Annotated in this window: 11 protein-coding genes and 1 pseudogene; 9 read left to right on the forward strand and 3 right to left on the reverse strand. The window is 44.5% G+C overall.

Translation table 11 applies throughout. The annotated features are described in order from the left end of the window. Window positions 1-402 precede the first annotated feature (402 nt). A complete protein-coding gene (locus tag V7L05_RS03215) occupies window positions 403-1,197 on the reverse strand; it encodes a hypothetical protein (protein WP_335161729.1) in 795 nt (264 codons plus the stop codon). Between the two features lie 213 nt (window positions 1,198-1,410). Between V7L05_RS03215 and V7L05_RS03220 the strand changes: the two genes are divergently transcribed. The 5 genes from V7L05_RS03220 to bcsA all read left to right on the forward strand — a co-directional run bounded on the left by V7L05_RS03220 (window position 1,411) and on the right by bcsA (window position 12,186). After that, window positions 1,411-3,222, forward strand: coding sequence for a porin (locus V7L05_RS03220; RefSeq protein ID WP_335161731.1), 1,812 nt, complete (start codon window positions 1,411-1,413; stop codon window positions 3,220-3,222). Continuing rightward, window positions 3,219-5,576, forward strand: a complete 2,358-nt coding sequence (locus tag V7L05_RS03225) for a tetratricopeptide repeat protein (RefSeq protein ID WP_335161733.1) — start codon at window positions 3,219-3,221, stop codon at window positions 5,574-5,576. The genes V7L05_RS03220 and V7L05_RS03225 overlap by 4 nt, the downstream gene beginning before the upstream one ends. A 79-nt stretch (window positions 5,577-5,655) precedes the next feature. Then, complete coding sequence (locus V7L05_RS03230; protein ID WP_335161735.1) at window positions 5,656-6,921, forward strand: glycosyl hydrolase family 8; 1,266 nt, start codon at window positions 5,656-5,658, stop codon at window positions 6,919-6,921. A gap of 255 nt (window positions 6,922-7,176) precedes the next feature. After that, window positions 7,177-9,516: a cellulose biosynthesis cyclic di-GMP-binding regulatory protein BcsB gene (locus tag V7L05_RS03235; protein WP_335161737.1), complete on the forward strand. Its 2,340-nt coding sequence runs from the start codon at window positions 7,177-7,179 to the stop codon at window positions 9,514-9,516. Between the two features lie 57 nt (window positions 9,517-9,573). Continuing rightward, entirely contained in the window at window positions 9,574-12,186 is a 2,613-nt protein-coding gene (gene bcsA, locus V7L05_RS03240) for a UDP-forming cellulose synthase catalytic subunit (RefSeq protein ID WP_442937831.1), read from the forward strand. Between the two features lie 349 nt (window positions 12,187-12,535). Here bcsA and V7L05_RS03245 read toward each other — a convergent pair whose 3' ends face one another. Together V7L05_RS03245 and V7L05_RS03250 are read right to left on the reverse strand one after the other, a co-directional pair. Further along, the gene (locus V7L05_RS03245; protein ID WP_335161848.1) at window positions 12,536-13,759 is read right to left on the reverse strand and encodes an FAD-dependent monooxygenase; all 1,224 of its coding nucleotides are present in this window, start codon (window positions 13,757-13,759) and stop codon (window positions 12,536-12,538) included. 150 nt (window positions 13,760-13,909) lie between these two features. Then, window positions 13,910-14,935, reverse strand: a complete 1,026-nt coding sequence (locus tag V7L05_RS03250) for a S66 peptidase family protein (RefSeq protein ID WP_335161739.1) — start codon at window positions 14,933-14,935, stop codon at window positions 13,910-13,912. Between the two features lie 124 nt (window positions 14,936-15,059). Here V7L05_RS03250 and V7L05_RS03255 point away from each other — a divergent pair. The 4 genes and pseudogenes from V7L05_RS03255 to V7L05_RS34600 all read left to right on the forward strand — a co-directional run. After that, window positions 15,060-15,275, forward strand: a pseudogene (locus V7L05_RS03255) (hypothetical protein); the annotation flags it as partial. 281 nt (window positions 15,276-15,556) lie between these two features. Further along, window positions 15,557-16,030 carry a hypothetical protein gene (locus V7L05_RS03260; protein ID WP_335161741.1) on the forward strand — a complete coding sequence of 158 codons (474 nt, stop codon included), beginning with the start codon at window positions 15,557-15,559 and terminating at the stop codon, window positions 16,028-16,030. Between the two features lie 219 nt (window positions 16,031-16,249). After that, on the forward strand, window positions 16,250-17,446 hold the full coding sequence (cas6, locus tag V7L05_RS03265; protein WP_335161743.1) for a CRISPR-associated endoribonuclease Cas6: 1,197 nt from the start codon (window positions 16,250-16,252) through the stop codon (window positions 17,444-17,446). Window positions 17,447-17,782: 336 nt separating this feature from the next. Next, complete coding sequence (locus V7L05_RS34600; protein WP_442937832.1) at window positions 17,783-17,974, forward strand: DUF4277 domain-containing protein; 192 nt, start codon at window positions 17,783-17,785, stop codon at window positions 17,972-17,974. Window positions 17,975-18,015: the final 41 nt, after the last annotated feature.

Genomic DNA, 18,015 nt, shown 5'->3' on the forward strand with positions numbered 1-18,015 from the left:
TATCTGGATGCCAGCGCTCATATTGAGGCTGGTATTCCAGTTTTTATCTATCAAACAGAGAGGATGGTGGGCTACAGTACCATTGGTGTCAACTTAAGGTGAAAGTTAGTCTAGAAGCAGCATTTAGAGATTGTCTCGTTCCCAGTCTCCGACTGGGAATGCCCGTCGTTGAGGCGGAGCCTCAAGACTTGCGGCAAAGCCACTTTTGATCTGCATTTCCAGCAAGAGGCTGGAAACGAGGTTTTAAAAGGGTTTTGGCTTAAGTTGACACCAATGCTACAGTACCCCGTCCTCAATCAAGTAGGAAGATTCAGGAGCGGAGCCGGAGATGCTCTGCGGCTTGGCATCAGAATATTTCCCTTTCTCTGCTAAAAGCCCACGACTAAAGTCGTGGGGAATGCGTTACCTAAGAAACTCTGAAGGAGTCACAGAGGCATTCGTCTGCCTATTTTTAGCTGGTGGAAGTAAGGTAGTTTTAGAAGCTATAGATTGCGGCGGGATTTGATATCGGTTTCCCCAGCCACCATTCAAGTCTTCCGGTTGCGGACGAGGTGCTATTGTTTTCCCCGTAGGTAGGGGTATTGTTAAGCTTTGGCTAACTTGTAAATACTTTTCACCTTCGTTAGTAAAGCGAATCAACTTACTTTCAAGCTTTTCAAGCTGTTGATTTTCTGACTTTAACTTTTGAGGGTTTTGATTATCTGACTGTTCCCACTGACTAGCAGGATCGAAAATAGCTACAAATGTAACGCCATCTTCTGGAAACAGTCGTATTTGTGCTGGATTTTGTTGCCAAGCTTCCTGAAAACTACCATTGGGTGAAACTTGCCACAGATTTAGCGCGGCCTCCCATTGTCCCTGTTTGACTTCCACAATTTGACGAGCCAGAATTGAACGGTTAGTATTCGTGTTTAAGTTGGGCAAAGCTTCTGCTTGTCCTGAGACTGGATGCAAATAACGCACAGCAGCCACTGTAATCTTACTAGACTCAGGCAGATTGCTACTACCGACGACGTTGTATACGCCTTTACTTGATATAGGTTGTACATTTTCAATTTGCATCTCCACCTTTTCTTGTGCTTTTTGAACACAACCATAACTGGCAGCTAAAAGCATTAGGCAAATGGCTACCTGGAGATTAGCAGTAGTTAAAGCTTTAAATTTGGGAATAATAGTCTTTAAATCAATATTTTTCATGATAAAAGGCAGTATTTTTGGGCTTTTTCTAATTAAGTCTAGCTTTTTACCTATTATGCCCAATTTATTCTTATAAATAACAAGTTTTATGACTCTTAACCTAATTAGTTGGAAATTACAAAGTTTATGTAATCTAGTGGCTAATACTCATTAACTTTGCTAAAGTTGCGACATTAGATCACCTAAATATGTAGTTGTTACTCAACTAGGCTGATGAGGCAAACAGTACTCGATTGTTATAAATTTACTTTTCCAAGCCAGTACCACAAGGTTTATCCACTGCTTTGCACTGTCGCCGTTTCGATTTGCTGGGTACTGGCACTGAGCGAAAAGTCTTTAGCTCAAGTCAACCCATCTCAGCTACAGACTAGCGACTACCAATTGGGTTTAACAGAACCGCTACCAGTACCTCAATCGCAGTCAAGGTCGCAAACATTGCCTCTTTTACCCGCGACGACTGGTGTAGCAGTTGCACCGAACGCTAATCCAGTGCCGAAATTTGTACAGCAGAAACCAGCCAACGATCTCCAACAACTAGAGAGTGTCTTCATCCAGCAGCAAGTGACTGGAAAAGCCCCGCCAGTAGCACGTCGTTCTGTTGCCCCACGAGTGGTAGGAGGTGGGGACACTTCTGACCGATTGCAGGGACAACAGATGAACAGCTCAGTAGTAGCTCCACTGCCACCACTGGACAACTCGTCTGCAACCCAAGAATTCACTGCACCAGCAGCACCAACTTTTAATCAACTACTCAGTTCTCAAGCAGCTCCTTCGCCACCACTGGCCAACTCGTCTGCAACGCCAAAATCAACTGCACCAACTTTTAATCAACTACTCAGTTCTGAAGTAGCTCCGCTGCCGCCACTTCCCAACTTGCCTGCAACGCCAGAATTCACTGCACCAGCAGCACCAACTTTTAATCAACAACTAATCAATCCAGAGACAAAACCATCATTCCCTAGTAATACTCCCACTCCAATCACAGCAGTACCAGTTACGCAATCAGCAACTACTCAACAACGTCCTCAGCTTACTAGCAATAGTTTAAGGGAACCCTCTTTACAATTCCAAGGAGTTTATATCAACCAAGGCGGTGACACCACAGCACGGGCGAGAGTCACGGGAGTCTACCCACTTTCTCCCCAAACTTTGGTTGGAGCAACCCTGGATTTAACCAGCCAAGGCAGCTTGTTGGATGACTCTCGAAACGACGGTTTGAACCTCAACGAGCTTTATTTGGCAACTTCTCTGCCAGGAGTGCCTAATCTACGGTTTGTGATCGGTCAAATAGATTTAACGTCTTACTTCGATCGCAACAGCTTTGCTAAAGATGGGGCAAGTCAATTCTTTAATCCGGTGTTTCAAACTAACCCAGCACTGGCGGCGACGGGGATTAGTTCACGCACTAGTTTATTAGTCAACTGGAGTGTCACCGACAATATTGAAGCGAAAGCAGCTGTCTTTTCATCAGCCAACAAAATCGGTGACTTTTCCTTAGATGGATTTGCCGGAGAAATCGGCATCCGTTACGGCAATGCGATTATTCGTGGTACTTATGCCACCGATCGCGACGCTGGTGTTGGTGATAGCTTCCTTGAAAGCTACAGCATTCCCAGAGGTAACAATCAATTTGGCACTCAGAAAGACGATCGCGAACAATCATATGGCCTCAACGCCGAAGTCTTTATTCCCAATCTGAAATTAGGTTTGTTTGGGCGCTATGGTCATTACGAAAATAGCACATTAGCAGAGGGTGCAAATACTTACCTATTGGGAGCCAGCTTATTAGATACGTTTACCCCAGATGACCGACTAGGGGTAGCTTATGGTCGCCCTCTCTCCAACGATAGTCTGCGTCGTGGAGATCGTCCCGATGTATTAGAAGTGTTTTATGATTTTAAATTTATTGACAATCTACGGCTAGGCTTCTCGATTCAGGAACGTGATAATTTCTCCGATACAGTCTTCGGTATCAGGGTGAAATCAGAATTTGATGTGACTCCAAGACGGAGAATTGCTCAATGAGTCAAAACAATATAGATAAAAGCCAAAAGGTAAAAGCTAAAAGAATTAAATATCGTTCTCTTTTTACCTGTTCATTTTTGCTTTTTACTTACTTGGTAACTGTGCCGCCTTTGGGTAGCATTGCCCCTGCTCAAGCGCAGAACATACCTGCGTCGGCACAAAAGGGTTTTGCATTCTTAAAAAAGGGCTTAATTAATGATGCGATCGCAGCCTTCCAGCAAGCCCTCAAAAGTCAACCGCAATCTTCGCAAGTTAGGTTAGGATTAGCGATCGCTTATCGCAAAGCCGGACGTATTCCCGAAGCTTGGAGTGCTTATCAACAAGTACTGGCGCTAGACTCCAACAACCAACTAGCTTTAAAAACGGTTGGTCTATTGGCTACTTATCGTCCTGAGTGGAATTTAAAAGGAATTGAGGCTCTGACAACTTTTTTAGAGTTGAATGCCAACGACTCAGAAGCTCGCGGTTATCGTGCCTTACTCTACTCCTATCAAGGACAATTAACCGAGTCCCTGGCAGATTACCAAATGGTGTTGAGCAACAACCCGACACCAAAGGCAGTCCTTGATGCAGCTCAAACTTATAGTTACAGTGGGGATTTTCCGAAAGCACTGGAGTTGTTTAACCGCTACCGCACCACTGGCAAAGCGATTACAGGGTATACAGCACTAGCCTACGGTCGCACCTTACGAGAAACAGGCAATCCGGCGGGGGCGGTACAAGTGTTAGAAGCGCAGTTGCAGCGCTCTAATAAGCTTGATGAAATCGGGATTGAAACTCGTAAAGAACTGGCTGTAGCATACCTTGTCAATCAACAACAAGCTCAAGCATTGGCAGTCTTAGATGTATTACAGGGAAGACCAGATGCGATTTTGCCCTTAGCGCGATCGCTCAATGAAATTCGTAAGTACACTAATAACCCCACCCTCACCCAGCAAGTTTTCAATCTCTATCGTCAAGCCCTCCAAACCGATCCCAACCCTTCCCCGAAATTGCTGCGCGAAGTCGCTGATGTCTTTAGTGGGTTCCCCGAAGGACGGCAAGCAGCACTGCAACTATATCGACGGGTGGCGTTAGAATTTCCCAACGATCAAAGTTTGCTGGTGCAGCAATTAGCTTTGGAAAATCAGCTAGGTTTACTCGGTAAAAATGACTTGAAACAGCGTTTGGCGACTGCAATCCAATCACTACCGAGCGATCGCGTGCAGTTACAACAGCTAGCTAATGCCTTAGTCAACATTGATGCTCCCGACCCAGAATTTTTACCTGCATACCAAAATATTTTGCAAACAGGGGTCAACGTGCCATTTTTGAATTTCCGGGTGGCGCAAATGTATGTCCAGCGCCAAGACTTGAATAGCGCAAGGCAAGCGTTGGCAGCTTATACAGCTACCCCCGCAGGTGCTAAAGACCTCGCACCCCAGTTACTAGCAGCAGAAATTGAGCGTCGTGAGGGTAGTCTCGAACCTAGTGCCCAACGTTACCAAGCTGTGCTTGCTAGCAAGCCAAATAGTAGCGATATTATTGATGCTGCTTTGGGCGGACTGGCTGGAGTGCGACTGCAACAAAAGCGTTTTGATGAGGCTGTGACAGTTTATGACCAACTGATTGTTCGCAATCCTGAAAATTTATCGATTCAACTAGGGCGTGCTAGTATCGCCTATCAAGCCAAGCGAATCTCCCAACCAGAAGCAGAGGCAGTTTTAAACAATTGGTTAGCTACACAACCTGCAACCAATACTCCTCCAGAACTATACAGTTTGCTAGGAACGCTGCCTACAGATCCGCAAAGAGAAGCTTTATATAGTTACCTGCTAGAAGCTGATCCTAGTTCCATACCATTACAACTACGCCTATTACAGGTGATCGCAAAACGTAATCCAGCCCAAGCACAAGCGCGGATGAAGCAGTTGATTGCTCGCATTCCCAAGAACTCTGACTCATACCAGTTGCAGGCAGAATTGGCTCGATCTGTAGGTGATTTTAATTTGGCTAGCAGTACCTATGAGAATATTTTGGCACAGCAACCAGATAACATCGATGCTCTAGCGGCTTTGGGCGGAATTCGTTTTGAACAGCGCCACTTTGAATCGGCACAGGAGATTTATGCTCAAGTAGTGGCACAAAAACCAGAAGACAAAGGCGCACGCCGCGCCCTCGCGGGATTGAATGCGATTTTAGATCAGCCTTTGACGGCGCTGGCGCAGCTAGAAAAATTGCAACTAGAAGCCGCCGCCCAAGGAGGAATTGATAGTGATGCATCTGGGCAAATACAGCAAATCCAAACAGACTTTCTGCAACGACGAGGATTTCAACCCGCTTGGGAAGACTATCAACGTCGAAACCGGAATTAGCGATCGCCTAAATTGCTTCATGAAAGTTAATTTTCAATAACAACTCGGCTAATGTTTTACAAATCAAACTGTTCTTAGGATGTGGTACTTCCCAAGAGTGGCAGCTATTGCCAGCCTGATTGGTTTATCTGCCTGTATCTCTAGTTACTCGGCAGCAAAACCCCAAACACCGGATAATCTAACTCCGGTGGCAAACCTTCCCACTGAAGGTAGTAGTCAAAATCTCACTAGATTTTTAGCGGATCTTCCTGAATCCACCCCTAACCGGGAATTACTAGCCCAAAGCTGGGATAGCTACCGCCAAAGATTTATTCAGTCAGATGGGCGGGTGATTGATTATGAAGCAAGCGATCGCTCCACTAGTGAGGGTCAAGCTTATGCTTTACTACGAGCAGTACTGATTAATGATCCGGCAACTTTTGCCCTAACCTTACACTGGTCGGAAAATAACCTCCAGCGTCAAGCGGGTGGAAAACGCACAGATAGTTTGTGGGCTTGGAAATGGGGACGAAAGGAAGATGGTAACTGGGGTATCATCGATACCAACTTTGCCAGTGATGCAGATATAGATGCGATTACCGCCCTGATTTTAGGATCACGGCGTTGGAATCGACCCGAATACTTGGAACTGGCAAAACTTAAATTGCAAGATTTATGGAACCTGTCCACGATCTCAGAAACCCAAGGTAAGCGTTATCTGTTACCAGGGTCTACAGCTGCATTTGTCCCGAATGCATCTACTCTCTACCTCAATCCCTCTTATTTTGCTCCTTATGCTTTTCGGATCTTTGCACAAGTTGACCCTCAACATGATTGGTTGAGTTTGGTAGACAGCAGCTATCAAGTGCTAGAAAATTCCGCAAAGCTTTCTAGCGTGGGTTTACCCAGTGACTGGGTAGCTCTAAATACCAAAACAGGACAATGCGAAACCCTACCAGCATCTAGTACTTTGAAGAGTTTATATAGCTTTGATGCCTATCGAGTATGGTGGCGTTTGTCATTGGATGCTACCTGGTTTAATTCACCGCAAGCGCAGCGCTATCTAGTGACATCCACTCAACACCTGCGAAAACTGTGGAGTAAACAATCGAGTCTACCAGCACGCATTGATCTTCAAGGAAAAGCATTAGTGAATTATGAAGCTACATCCCAATACGCCATGTTGTATGCCGCTATGCAATTAGTAGAACCAGCAACAGCTAAAGAACTGCTTGTGAAAAAAATACTGCCTCAATACAAGCAGGGAGTTTGGGGAGATCAATCGGCTTATTATACCCAGAATTTGGCTTGGTTAGGATTGCTACCTCCAAAGACAATACCCCAACGGCTGCTTATAGGCAAATGACATCATCCGATGCTGAATTAGAGTACGCGCTTGCCAAACTCATGATTGAGTATTTGCCCTTTACTCCCGGCAGACTGACTCCAATTGATTTCCTTTAGAAAATACGAAGAGATGATTTTTAAGTCAACACAGTTCAGTTAAGCATTTCTTCCTTTGCGTCCTTTGCGTCCTTTGCGGTTCGTTAAAAAAATTGACTTTGACAAAGAGTTAAGCCTAAAAACCCTGAGTAAATTAACACTAAAATCACGCTCTACCATGAAGCAGTTGTTTCACCTTTCCCAAATTAGTAAAAAAGCAATTATTGTTACTTCTTGCTTTTTTTTGTTCCCTAGTTCATTGTTGAGCGCCCAAGCCCAAACCAAAGGCGAACTGCGACAGCAAGTAACCTTATTAGCTCAAGCAACAACATCAGAAAATAGTAGTAAAGCAGACTTAGAAACAGCTAGCGCCAAAAAACTGGCAACTTACATCCTAGAATTTAACCGTAGTCCGATTGTGGGCAACCGGATGCGCTTGCGCGGGGTTTACTCAGAAGGTCGTCTTGCTTTTACCCGTCCCCGTGGCTGGAAACTAGATCAAGGTAAGGTACAAGCCTTAATCCGCTTTCAACACTCGCCAGCACTGTATGCCAATCGTTCCAACCTGACTGTGCTACTCAATGGCACCAGTGTTGGTAGCGTACCACTCAATCGCAAAGATTCCCAAGTAGGTCAAGTACTGTTCAATATCCCACCAAAGCTGCTTCAAGACTACAACGAACTCGTATTGGTGGCACAGCAGAATAACACTCTCGAATGTAGCGACCCCAGTAGTCCCGACTTGTGGACAGAGATTCTGCCAGATTCCAAATTAATCTTGAATTATGAACGGCAGTCGATTCCCCTGAATTTCAGCCGCTATCCTTATCCTTTCTTTGACGAACTCGGCTTAGAAACTAACCAAATTGCTTACTTACAACCGAGTCAAATTGATCAATCCTGGCTGACAGCAGCAGCTCGTTTACAAGCAGCATTGGGAAGAATCGCAGATTTTCGCCCGATTCAGACGAGCTTAGTGTCTGATGTGGCAAATGTGAAGGCAAGCGATCGCTTGGTAATCATTGGCACTCCCACCGAGCAACCAGCCCTAAATACTTGGAAGAATTTACCCCTGAAAGTCGTCAGCAATCAAATTCTGGATCGTGATAACAACCCTGTACCAGATGAAACAGGGGTGTTGATGATCACTAAAATCGAAAAGAGCGGGGTTCCGGTTTTAATTGCCACTGGCAACAGCACAAAAGCTGTGGAAAAGGCCACCCAATTTTTATCACAGCCAGACTTACGGAAAATGGGGACTGGTCAGGTAGTTTTTGTCAATACCCTCAAGGAAGGTTCGACACCAGGACTCCGCCAGTGGCCTCATTATTTGCCAGAGCAAAATTCTTTTAAACTCAGCGACATCAAAACCCAAGTAAATGGTGAGCCGTTTAATGATGTCACTGTACGCGGAATGGCAGCACCACCAATTGAAGTTGATTTTCGCGCTTTACCGGATGATCGATTTCTCCGGGGTAGTTCGATGAATCTGATGTACAGCTATGGGCCGCAGGTTAATCCCCGAACTTCTGCGCTCGAAGTTTTACTGGATGGAGTTTTCATCGGTGGGGCACGTCTTGATTCTGAGTCAGGAGAAACTCGCAAAAACCTCAAAGTCAATTTGCCGGAAAACTTGATCAAACCTAACTCAAAACTGCAAGTTTTCTTCCGAATGAGTCCCAGAGAACCGTTTGATAAACAGAACTGTCTTCAGCCACCAGATCAACAACTCACAGGTACGGTGCATTCTGATACTAGCTTCGACCTGAAGCGGGAAATCTCTACACAACTACCAGACTTGAACCTGCTGAAATTTGGTTTCCCCTTTGCTGCACCACAAGATTTATCCCAGACGGCGATTGTCGTGCCACAAATCCCCTCGAAGACAGATATTTTGACCTTGTTAGCTTTTAGCGAACGCTTAGGCAGGCTCAGTCAAGCAGATACCGTCAAACTAGAAGTTTATACACCGGATGCTTTGCCAACAAAAGTCCGCAAAAATGACCATTTGGTAGGAATTGGTACGCGAGAAGAGTTTCCTTTTCCGGAAGTGTTTAATTCCAGTGGCTTCAACTTGAACCAAGCATTTTCCCGCTCCTCTGCCTATGCTGCGGTTCAGACCCCGCAGGATACACAAGGGATGATTAAGCAAATTATCTCTCCTTGGAACAGCGATCGCGTCGTTCTAGCTTTAACATCTCAAACCGAAACTGGTTTAGAGCGAGTGCGGCAAGTCCTTAATCAAGACTCGTGGTTCTTCCAACTCAAAAAGGATACGGTGCTTATTAGTAGCGATCAAAAAGATTCAGTTTCCAACGATGCTGATGCCTATCAACTACAGTTTTTCCAAAGCGCCCCGAATAGTCGTCGCTGGGAAAATACCAGTCCCCTCAGTAAAGCATCACGTTTTTTACAAGAAAATTGGCTATTGCTACCTGTAGGCATTTTGAGTGTTTCTCTAATTCTTTACGGGATTGTTCAGTTGTATCTGAAGCGGCTAACTGCTGACAAAAAGTAGACACTTTCCGTCAGGTATCGCCAATCTTAAATTTAAATTTCCAAATTGAGATCCAAAATGTCTTCTTCCCCCGACACATTGCCCCGGAAATCACGCGATCGCCAGCGCTTAAAATTGAGCAATTGGCTGATTGATATTACCCCCCGATTTTTTGACCACACTCTCCAAAAGGTAGGTGTAAAACAGTTTAAGTGGTTAATCCTGCTCCTATTAGTGCTATCAGTCCCACTGATTGTTACTCCGATAGAAGTTTGGCAGCAAGGATTGGTCGCAGTATTTCTGGTGCTACTCGGTCAACTGGTGATCCACGCAGAGTTTCAAGAGGACTCTCCAGAAATCAGCCAGTATTACCACTTGTTTTTGGTATGGCTGAGTATGGTAACAACGCTGCGTTATTTATTCTACCGCACCAGTTATACCCTCAACTTTGATGGTTGGATCAACAGCATCGCTTGTACGTTGTTGTTCCTTGCCGAACTCTATGCCATCCTCACCTTGGTATTGGCATACTTTCAAACTCTGAAAATTCAAGAACGCCAACCAGTTAATCTCACAAACATTCCTCAACAGGAATGGTTCAAAGTCGATATCTACATCCCCACTTACAACGAAGACGTGGAGATTGTGCGTAAGACGGCCGTGGCAGCCTTAGCCTGTGATTATGCTGCTGATAAAAAAAAGGTTTATGTCCTCGATGATGGTCGTCCAGAAAAGTATAAGGAAAACGACCCACGCCGAGAACAGTTTAGCGCCAGACGGGAACAGCTACGGCAAATGTGCCAAGAACTCGGCTGTATACACATGACGCGGGACAGTAATGATCACGCTAAAGCTGGTAATATCAATACCGCCTTTGAGAAAACCGACGGCGATTTAGTGTTGATTTTGGACTGTGACCACATCCCATCGCGGCAAATTCTCCTGCATACAATGGGTTTTTTCTTCGATCCCAAAGTATCCTTTGTCCAAACTCCCCACTGGTTCTATAATCCCGATCCCTTCGAGCGTAATTTAGTCACCAAAGGTAGAATACCCGCAGGCAATGAACTGTTTTATAAGGTGCTGCAAAAAGGTAACGATTTTTGGAATGCCGCCTTTTTCTGCGGTTCGGCAGCATTAATCCGTAAATCCCACGCTTTAGAAGTTGGGGGAATTGCGGTGGAAACAGTGACAGAAGATTGTCACACCGCCTTGCGATTGCATTCGTTGGGTTACAAGTCTGTCTACTACGACAAAATTATGGTGGCTGGATTAGCACCAGAAACGTTTTCTTCTTATGTGGGGCAACAAGTGCGCTGGGCAAGGGGAATGGCGCAGATTCTGCGATTGGAAAACCCCGTTTTTAATCGGAAGTTGAACCTGACATTTGCCCAGAGGATTTGTTATTTTAGCGCGACTTCGCACTTTTTGTATGGCTATCCTCGACTAACATATGCGATCGCACCGCCGCTATTTTTATTATTTGGCGTTAACTCTGTTCAAGGTTTGGGTTTAGAAACTCTAGCTTATGCCCTACCCCATATTCTCCTCTCCCTTTTTACTAACTACATCATTTACAAAAACGTCCGGTTCTCCTTCTGGAACGAAATTTTTGAATTTGCAATGGCTTTCCAGGCTGGGTGGGTGACGATGTTGGCGCTGTTTAACCCCAAGCTGGGTTCATTTAACGTTACCGACAAGGGAACATCTATTAGCAAACGCGTCTTTGATTGGGAATCAATGCGTGGTCTTTTGGTAGTGACAGGATTTGTAGTCTCTTCCTTACTGGCTGTTCCCTATTGGCTGCTGCTACGTCCTGAAGATTGGCAGGCGGTCTTAGTTAACACCATGTGGTCTATTTTTAATCTGGTTTTGCTCTCAGCTGCTTTGCTGGTTGGCTTTGAACAACCGCAAGTACGCACTGCCCACCGTTTACAGCGTCGTCTGCCCATCTTAATTACCAGTAACGGTCAAACAATCATGGGCAAAACGGTGAATATTTCCGAAACTGGCGCCTTAATTTCTTTGGAAACCTGGCCTAATTTACTGGATGAAGTAGAAGTTGAGGTGATGGGAGATTATACTGCTAGCGCCTCTTTAACGGCGCAGATTGTCCGAGTCTCTCCTATAAATGACACACAAACGCTTCTGGGTGTTGATTTTGTGAAGCTCAACAGTGCCCAACGCGATGCTTTAACTATAGTTTTATATTCTGATGTCCGGGAGTGGTATTCTCAGAAAGCCCAGTACGTAGACCAGCCCCTAGCTTCTCTAGGATTTCTAGCCACCAGTCTGACTCGGGCCTTGCGTGACCTCAACCAAACTAGCCGTAAAAAGGTACGCAAGCAGGTAAACACCAATAGTCAACTCTACTGGGATGGTAACTTCTTCTTTGGAGTAGCTACAGAACTAGGAACAACGGGTTTGCGCTTGGAAATAGAGGATAAAAAAGCCGTGTCTTCTCACAAAATGATCGGACAACAGGATTTGCATACGATGCGGACTGTTAAACCACTGGTTGGTTTACTGTTAAATCAAGATGCCGATAATTTGTCATCTAACCGATTTGTTGCCGAAATTTATGCAGTAGAAGAACAGGCAAATGGCAAGATTGCGATCGAGTTAATTTTTCCAGAAAAATTCAAGGAACGCCAAGACACCAAAATTAAACAACTGTTGCAGGTTCTGTAGCAACATTGGTGTCAATTTAAGCCAAAACACTTTGAAAATCTAGTTTCCAGATAGAACCTGGAAATGCTCAAATATAGTACCCAGAACCCTGACTTATCAGAAGTCGGGGTTCTATCTCCTGAGCGTTTATCGAAAATCGAAAATCCAAATCTCAAAAGGTAGCATCACCGTAAGATCGTCCGATGCTCTCGCTAGCTTGTCGAAAAACGCTTGCAAGTGCGGTGAGACGTTATCTGTGAGGCTCTCGCCATCATTCAGGACAAAGGCATCCAAGAAGATGAGCCGACTCAGTCCAGATCATAAGTAACACGTAACTTTGGGGCACTGCTCCCCCAGACAATTGAGACTATTATTTCCAAGAAGGTTGGTAATCAAACAACCATCTAAATTGCAAGTCAGCTAACCAAGTGGGAGTCAGTTTGTAAATCCAATTGCGGATGAGGCATCCGATTACAGAGTTAGTTTGTCCAAGCTGACCAACTTGCCGAGAAGTAGTAAATACACGAGTTACGCGTTTGCTACGGCTACTCTCAAATTGACGCAACAATAACACAACTTGATCAGAGCTTGCTCCCTTAGTAAGCAACTTGACCAGTTCAAAGGCATCTTCTATGGACATACAACCCCCTTGACCAAGATTTGGTTGCACAGGGTGTGCTGCATCTCCGATTAAAGTTACTCTTCCTTTACCCCAAGAATTTCCTAAAGGTTGACGATCAAAAATATCATCTCGATAAATGCTTCCGCTTTCTAAAACTTTGAGGATGGAAGGTACAGGTTCAGCATAATCTGAAAATATTAGTTTTAACGCATTCAAGAAACCCCCAACTAAATCGTCATTCCCACCCTGTTCACTGTTATTGAAGGCATAAAACGAGAATTGTCCTCCGCCAACATCAAAATATCCAAAGCGATTTCCCCGACCCCAAAATTCCATCCAACTATATTCTTTATCTAATGGAACACTTGAGCCGTTGAAAAACCCCCTCCAGCAACACATCCCACTGTAAACTGGCGACTCTAATCTTTCTTGACCAGAGAGACTTGCACGTACTTGTGAATAAAGACCATCCGCGCCTACTAATATGTCGCCAGCTGTTGTACTGCCGTCTTGAAAGTAAACTCGTACACCATCTTCGGTTTCCTCAAATTTCTCAAAAGTCATCCCAGTATGTACTATTCCATAAGGCAATGCTTCATACAAAATTTGTTGTAATTCTCCTCTGGAAAGACATATACCTAAGTCTTCTTCTCCAGCAAATTTTGGCGAGTTAATGTACAGTGGAGTTCCATCTTTACTAGAAAAACCACCCTTTAAAATTTTGCCTCCCTGTTCATAAAAACGTTGATAAATTTTTCCTAACCAAAGAAGTTGATAAACTCGTATCGCATTTCTTTGAATAAATATACCTCCTGCTCCAGAAAGCATTGCATCCAGTTGACGTTTCTCATATATTTCTACTTCGATATTTGCATCTAGGCAGGCACGAGCTAAAGTTAACCCACCAATTCCACCCCCAATCACAATTACCTTCGACACTGAGGACTTAATTGCTTTCCCTAATGTTTGCATCACTTGTTCTAGATGGGTTGGTATCTTTGTTGAATACTTTTAGTATTATTGCACGCACCTTATCCTACCTTAATTCAAAACCTCATAAGATTTCAAATGGTTTCTATAATGGCTAATTAGACAGATAAGATACAACCTGTCGAACTCACGTTAAACAAGACTGACAGCCCCCTCTAACATTCGTATTATCCCAAGTTCAGCATCTATTTCCACTTCCACACCGATTGGCAAGGTAAATTTATCTTTAATATGACCAATCATTGAACCATACCAAGCAGGAATCCTTAAAGGAAGTATATGATCTTGCAATACTTGCATTAAGGTAAATGACGGTTCATCCCCAAGACTACAATTAGTGCATTGCCCAAAGATAAAGCCAGCAATTTGATTAAGTATCCCAGCAGTTTTTAACTGTGTCAGCATCCTATCTATACGGTAAACATCCTCGCCAATTTCTTCCACAAACAGAATGCTTTTGTTCCAGGAAGGTAGATAAGGCGAACCTACCATTGCTGATAGTACTGATAAGTTTCCACCCACAAGCTTACCCCTCGCCTTTCCCGGTGCAATTATCTCCACTCGCACTTCGCTAGGGTTGAGATTTTGCATCGTCACCGCTTCACCATTAAATAGGATGCGCTTGAAGTAATCCACTGTAAACTGATTCCAAGTAGACGTAGCAACTGGCCCATGAAAAGTAATCACTTGACTACGGGCATTAATTGCCAACAACAGCGTCGTAATATCGCTGTAGCCGATGATAATTTTCGGATGGGAGCGGATCAGTGAGTAGTTTAGTAGGGGTAAAATGCGATTACAACCCCAGCCACCACGCATGGCAATAATTGCTTTTATGGTGCGATCGCTAAACATCAAGTTTACATCATCAGCGCGATCGGTATCTTTACCTGCTAAATAGCCGTAACGATCTAAAATATGCGCCCCAAGCTTGACTTTTAACCCTAACTGTGAAACGGATTGCTGCGCTGCATCGATGTCTTTGGCATCAACGATACCCGCAGGGGCGATTAATCCTATGGTATCACCTACTTGCAGGCGGGGCGGTTTGCTGATGGTGTTTGGAGATAGCTTACCTTCAGCGCTAAATGCTGGTATTTGGGTGGCTAAGGTAGCTAGTCCAGAGGTTGCGAGAAATTGCCGACGCTTAATAGTCATAACCATTGAGTTGGGGACTAAAGACTGTTTTTCTAATACCTAATACCCAGTTTTGTACAGAGTAGTTATAGCAAGCGTAAATCTTCAGCACACAAGATGGAATGAAGTTAGCCAGACACACAGACGTCACTACAGTTTATTTGACTTCCGCATCGACCCAAAAGGACAACCTTGGTTCTTAGAAGCCGGGTTGTATTGTTCTTTTGCCCCCAAAAGTGTGATTTCCTCTATGGCGAAAGCAGTCGGAATCCCTCTAAATGAGTTATTAATAACGGCTATTAATGGTTTCTACTCACAAAATCCCCTCACGGGCACTGAAACGCCACGAGGCTTAGGTTAGGGACTTCCAAGAAATAAATTGCCCATAAAATATCTCAGCTTTATGGTGCGTTAGCGATTTTCGACCCCAAGATTGGCAGATCAGGATACAAAACTTATATAGTTGCGGCTACACATACTCCGGCATACAAGATAGGCGAACTAATTGAAACGGATGAACCCCACAAGAGCAAACCAATTCTCAAAATTGTACTTTGTGGCCCGCCACAGTCTGGTAAGTCATGTCTGCGTGAAGGTTTAAAGCAAGCAATCTCTCAGATTGAAGGCGCACCGTATCCTTATGTGATTACAGCTTGTCCAGATGGCGAAGGTGCATGGTTTTCTGATGCCGCACGGCGAGATCCAGATTTAGCAAGACGATTGAAGGATGAGTATAAAGCCCAGTTCACCCCAGAGTTTGCACACAAAGCTGCGGGTTGGGTACGGAGTGCTAATACACCACTCAATATCATTGATGTGGGCGGGAAAATCACGGAACAAAATCGAGTTATCATGCGTGAGGCGACTCATGCGGTGATTTTAGCAGGCGATCGAGGCAAGGAAGAAGTTCCGCTTTGGGAAGAGTTTTGTCGGGATTTGAATATACATATCATTGCGAATCTTCATAGTGATTATCACGGTAAGGAAGATGAGATTGTTACCCAATCTCCTTTATTAACTGGTAGCGTTCATTGCCTCAAACGGGGAGAGGATGTTTCTTCTCGTCCAATGGTGCAGGCTTTGCCGCGGGTTTTGGTGGGGTTATGTGGAGGGTAGATAGCCAAGAGAGTGAAGCAAAACCTGAGCATTTCAACAAACACAGTTATCTGGACATGACAAAATGAGTTTCTACTCACAAAATCCCCTCACGGGGACTGAAACGTTCAAGTGCTATTTTTTCTCATAGCTCAGAATAGGTTTTTGTAGACTTATTGATTTCTCCAAGATGATGGAAATTGCGTACAATATTCAAGATTATTCGCATAGCCCTAAGCAATGCCAAGAGCAGCTACATCCACTACTCGCAAACTAAAGTCAAAGCAAAAATCTCCAGCTTCTGTTTTTACATGGGCAGATGAAACCGAATTGGTAGGGTTAGTGTTTGAACTGGAGTCAACTGCTGCTGCTTTGCTTTACTCGCAATACACAATTGGACTGCACGCGTGGTTTCTTGACCAGGTGCGACAATTCGACCCACAGCTATCCGCCTATCTCCATGATGGAGAGTCAGAAAAGCCCTTCAATATCTCAGCGCTGTCAGGCCAATTTGTAGCTAGTGGCAAACAACTAAAACTGGAAGCCAACCAAATTTACTACTGGCACGTCAATGCACTATCTCAACGAGTAGCACAGTTTCTCAAACATTGGTTAACCCAACTACCGCAAAGCTTAGATTTAAAAGGTGCATCTCTACAGATAAAACAGGTGAGCATTGCCCATATACCCACTACCTACAGACAACTACTGCAATCATCTACAGATAGACCCTCTACAATCAGTCTGAGTTTTATCTCACCTACAAGTTTTCGTCGCAAAGGTAATCATTTTCCTTTGCCTGTGCCAGAAAATCTTTTTCATAGCTATCTACGTCGCTGGAATGACTTTTCAGCGATACCAATAGAACAAGAATCTTTTCTCAAATGGATAGATGAAGGGGTAATTATTCATCAACACCGCTTGCAATCAGAAAAAGTGGCAGCTGGTAAGCGTGGTTCGGTGACAGGTTTCACAGGCGCAATCTCATTTGGTTTAAATAAAGCAGCTTTAGCTAACTTTGAATTTAGCGAGTTGTTTTATGCTTTAGTACAACTTGCTCCTTACTGCGGCACAGGACATAAAACCACATTCGGGCTAGGACAAACTCGGTTAGATTGGGTAGAGCAGCAGGCAAATAAATCAACTCAGTTGCTAACAAATCTGCTAGCAGAGCGAATTGAGGAACTGACAAGCATATTCACTGCCCAACGCAAACGCACAGGAGGGGAGCGAGCTGATAAAATAGCTGTCACCTGGGCAACGATTTTAGCACGGCGGGAGATGGGGGAATCATTAAAGGCGATCGCTGAAGATTTAGAGATGCCGATGTTGACCGTCAAAACTTATGTGAAATTAGCCAGAAGATCGCTCAAACAGCAAAGCAACAGTATCACAACCGAGGAGTTTCTAATAACTAATTCCGCTAACGGGGACTAATATCATGTCCGCCAAATTACCCATAATAAAAGAACCCCACCCCCAACCCCTCCCCGCCGGCTCTTAGGGGAGCTAAAGCGCAGCTTTGGCTCTTTGGGGTTCCAGGTATTTATTATGCTTATAGCGTTTCCTAATCAGATCAGGTATATCTTAGCCCCCTCTCGAAGAACGGGGAGGCACGGTGGTTTCATACAAGCAGAGAAAAACTAAAACTCGGTTTCAAAGCCTCTCCCCCCGTGGGGGAGAGGTTTGGAGAGGGGTAAAACCCACATTCCGCAGGTGCGATCGTAAATGCTGTATTTTGAAGAATGACGTAAATGCCGCATGATGGTGAGCATGACAGCATCTCAACTAGATATTAGGGTACAGGATATTGACCACTGCCGCATAGTCGCAGGCATATGTGATGAGATGAACTTGGTAGAGCAAATAAACCATCTATTAGGGACTCATTCTCAAAGAAAATCGGCGGGAATCCCATCCCTTCAAGGGATGGGAGGAATAGCCGCCCGCCGATTTAGTCATTAGTCATTGGTCATTGGTCATTGGTCATTGGTACTAATGACTAA

The sequence above is a fragment of the Nostoc sp. genome, from assembly GCF_036917755.1.
GTDB lineage: Bacteria > Cyanobacteriota > Cyanobacteriia > Cyanobacteriales > Nostocaceae > Nostoc.

Excerpts from the sequence above, each read along its gene's own strand:
- V7L05_RS03215 (WP_335161729.1), bottom strand. The coding sequence starts at position 1,197 with ATGAAAAATATTGATTTAAAGACTATTATTCCCAAATTTAAAGCTTTA.
- V7L05_RS03220 (WP_335161731.1), top strand. The coding sequence starts at position 1,411 with ATGAGGCAAACAGTACTCGATTGTTATAAATTTACTTTTCCAAGCCAG.
- V7L05_RS03225 (WP_335161733.1), top strand. The coding sequence starts at position 3,219 with ATGAGTCAAAACAATATAGATAAAAGCCAAAAGGTAAAAGCTAAAAGA.
- V7L05_RS03230 (WP_335161735.1), top strand. The coding sequence starts at position 5,656 with ATGTGGTACTTCCCAAGAGTGGCAGCTATTGCCAGCCTGATTGGTTTA.
- V7L05_RS03235 (WP_335161737.1), top strand. The coding sequence starts at position 7,177 with ATGAAGCAGTTGTTTCACCTTTCCCAAATTAGTAAAAAAGCAATTATT.
- bcsA (WP_442937831.1), top strand. The coding sequence starts at position 9,574 with ATGTCTTCTTCCCCCGACACATTGCCCCGGAAATCACGCGATCGCCAG.
- V7L05_RS03245 (WP_335161848.1), bottom strand. The coding sequence starts at position 13,759 with ATGCAAACATTAGGGAAAGCAATTAAGTCCTCAGTGTCGAAGGTAATT.
- V7L05_RS03250 (WP_335161739.1), bottom strand. The coding sequence starts at position 14,935 with ATGACTATTAAGCGTCGGCAATTTCTCGCAACCTCTGGACTAGCTACC.
- cas6 (WP_335161743.1), top strand. The coding sequence starts at position 16,250 with ATGCCAAGAGCAGCTACATCCACTACTCGCAAACTAAAGTCAAAGCAA.
- V7L05_RS34600 (WP_442937832.1), top strand. The coding sequence starts at position 17,783 with ATGACAGCATCTCAACTAGATATTAGGGTACAGGATATTGACCACTGC.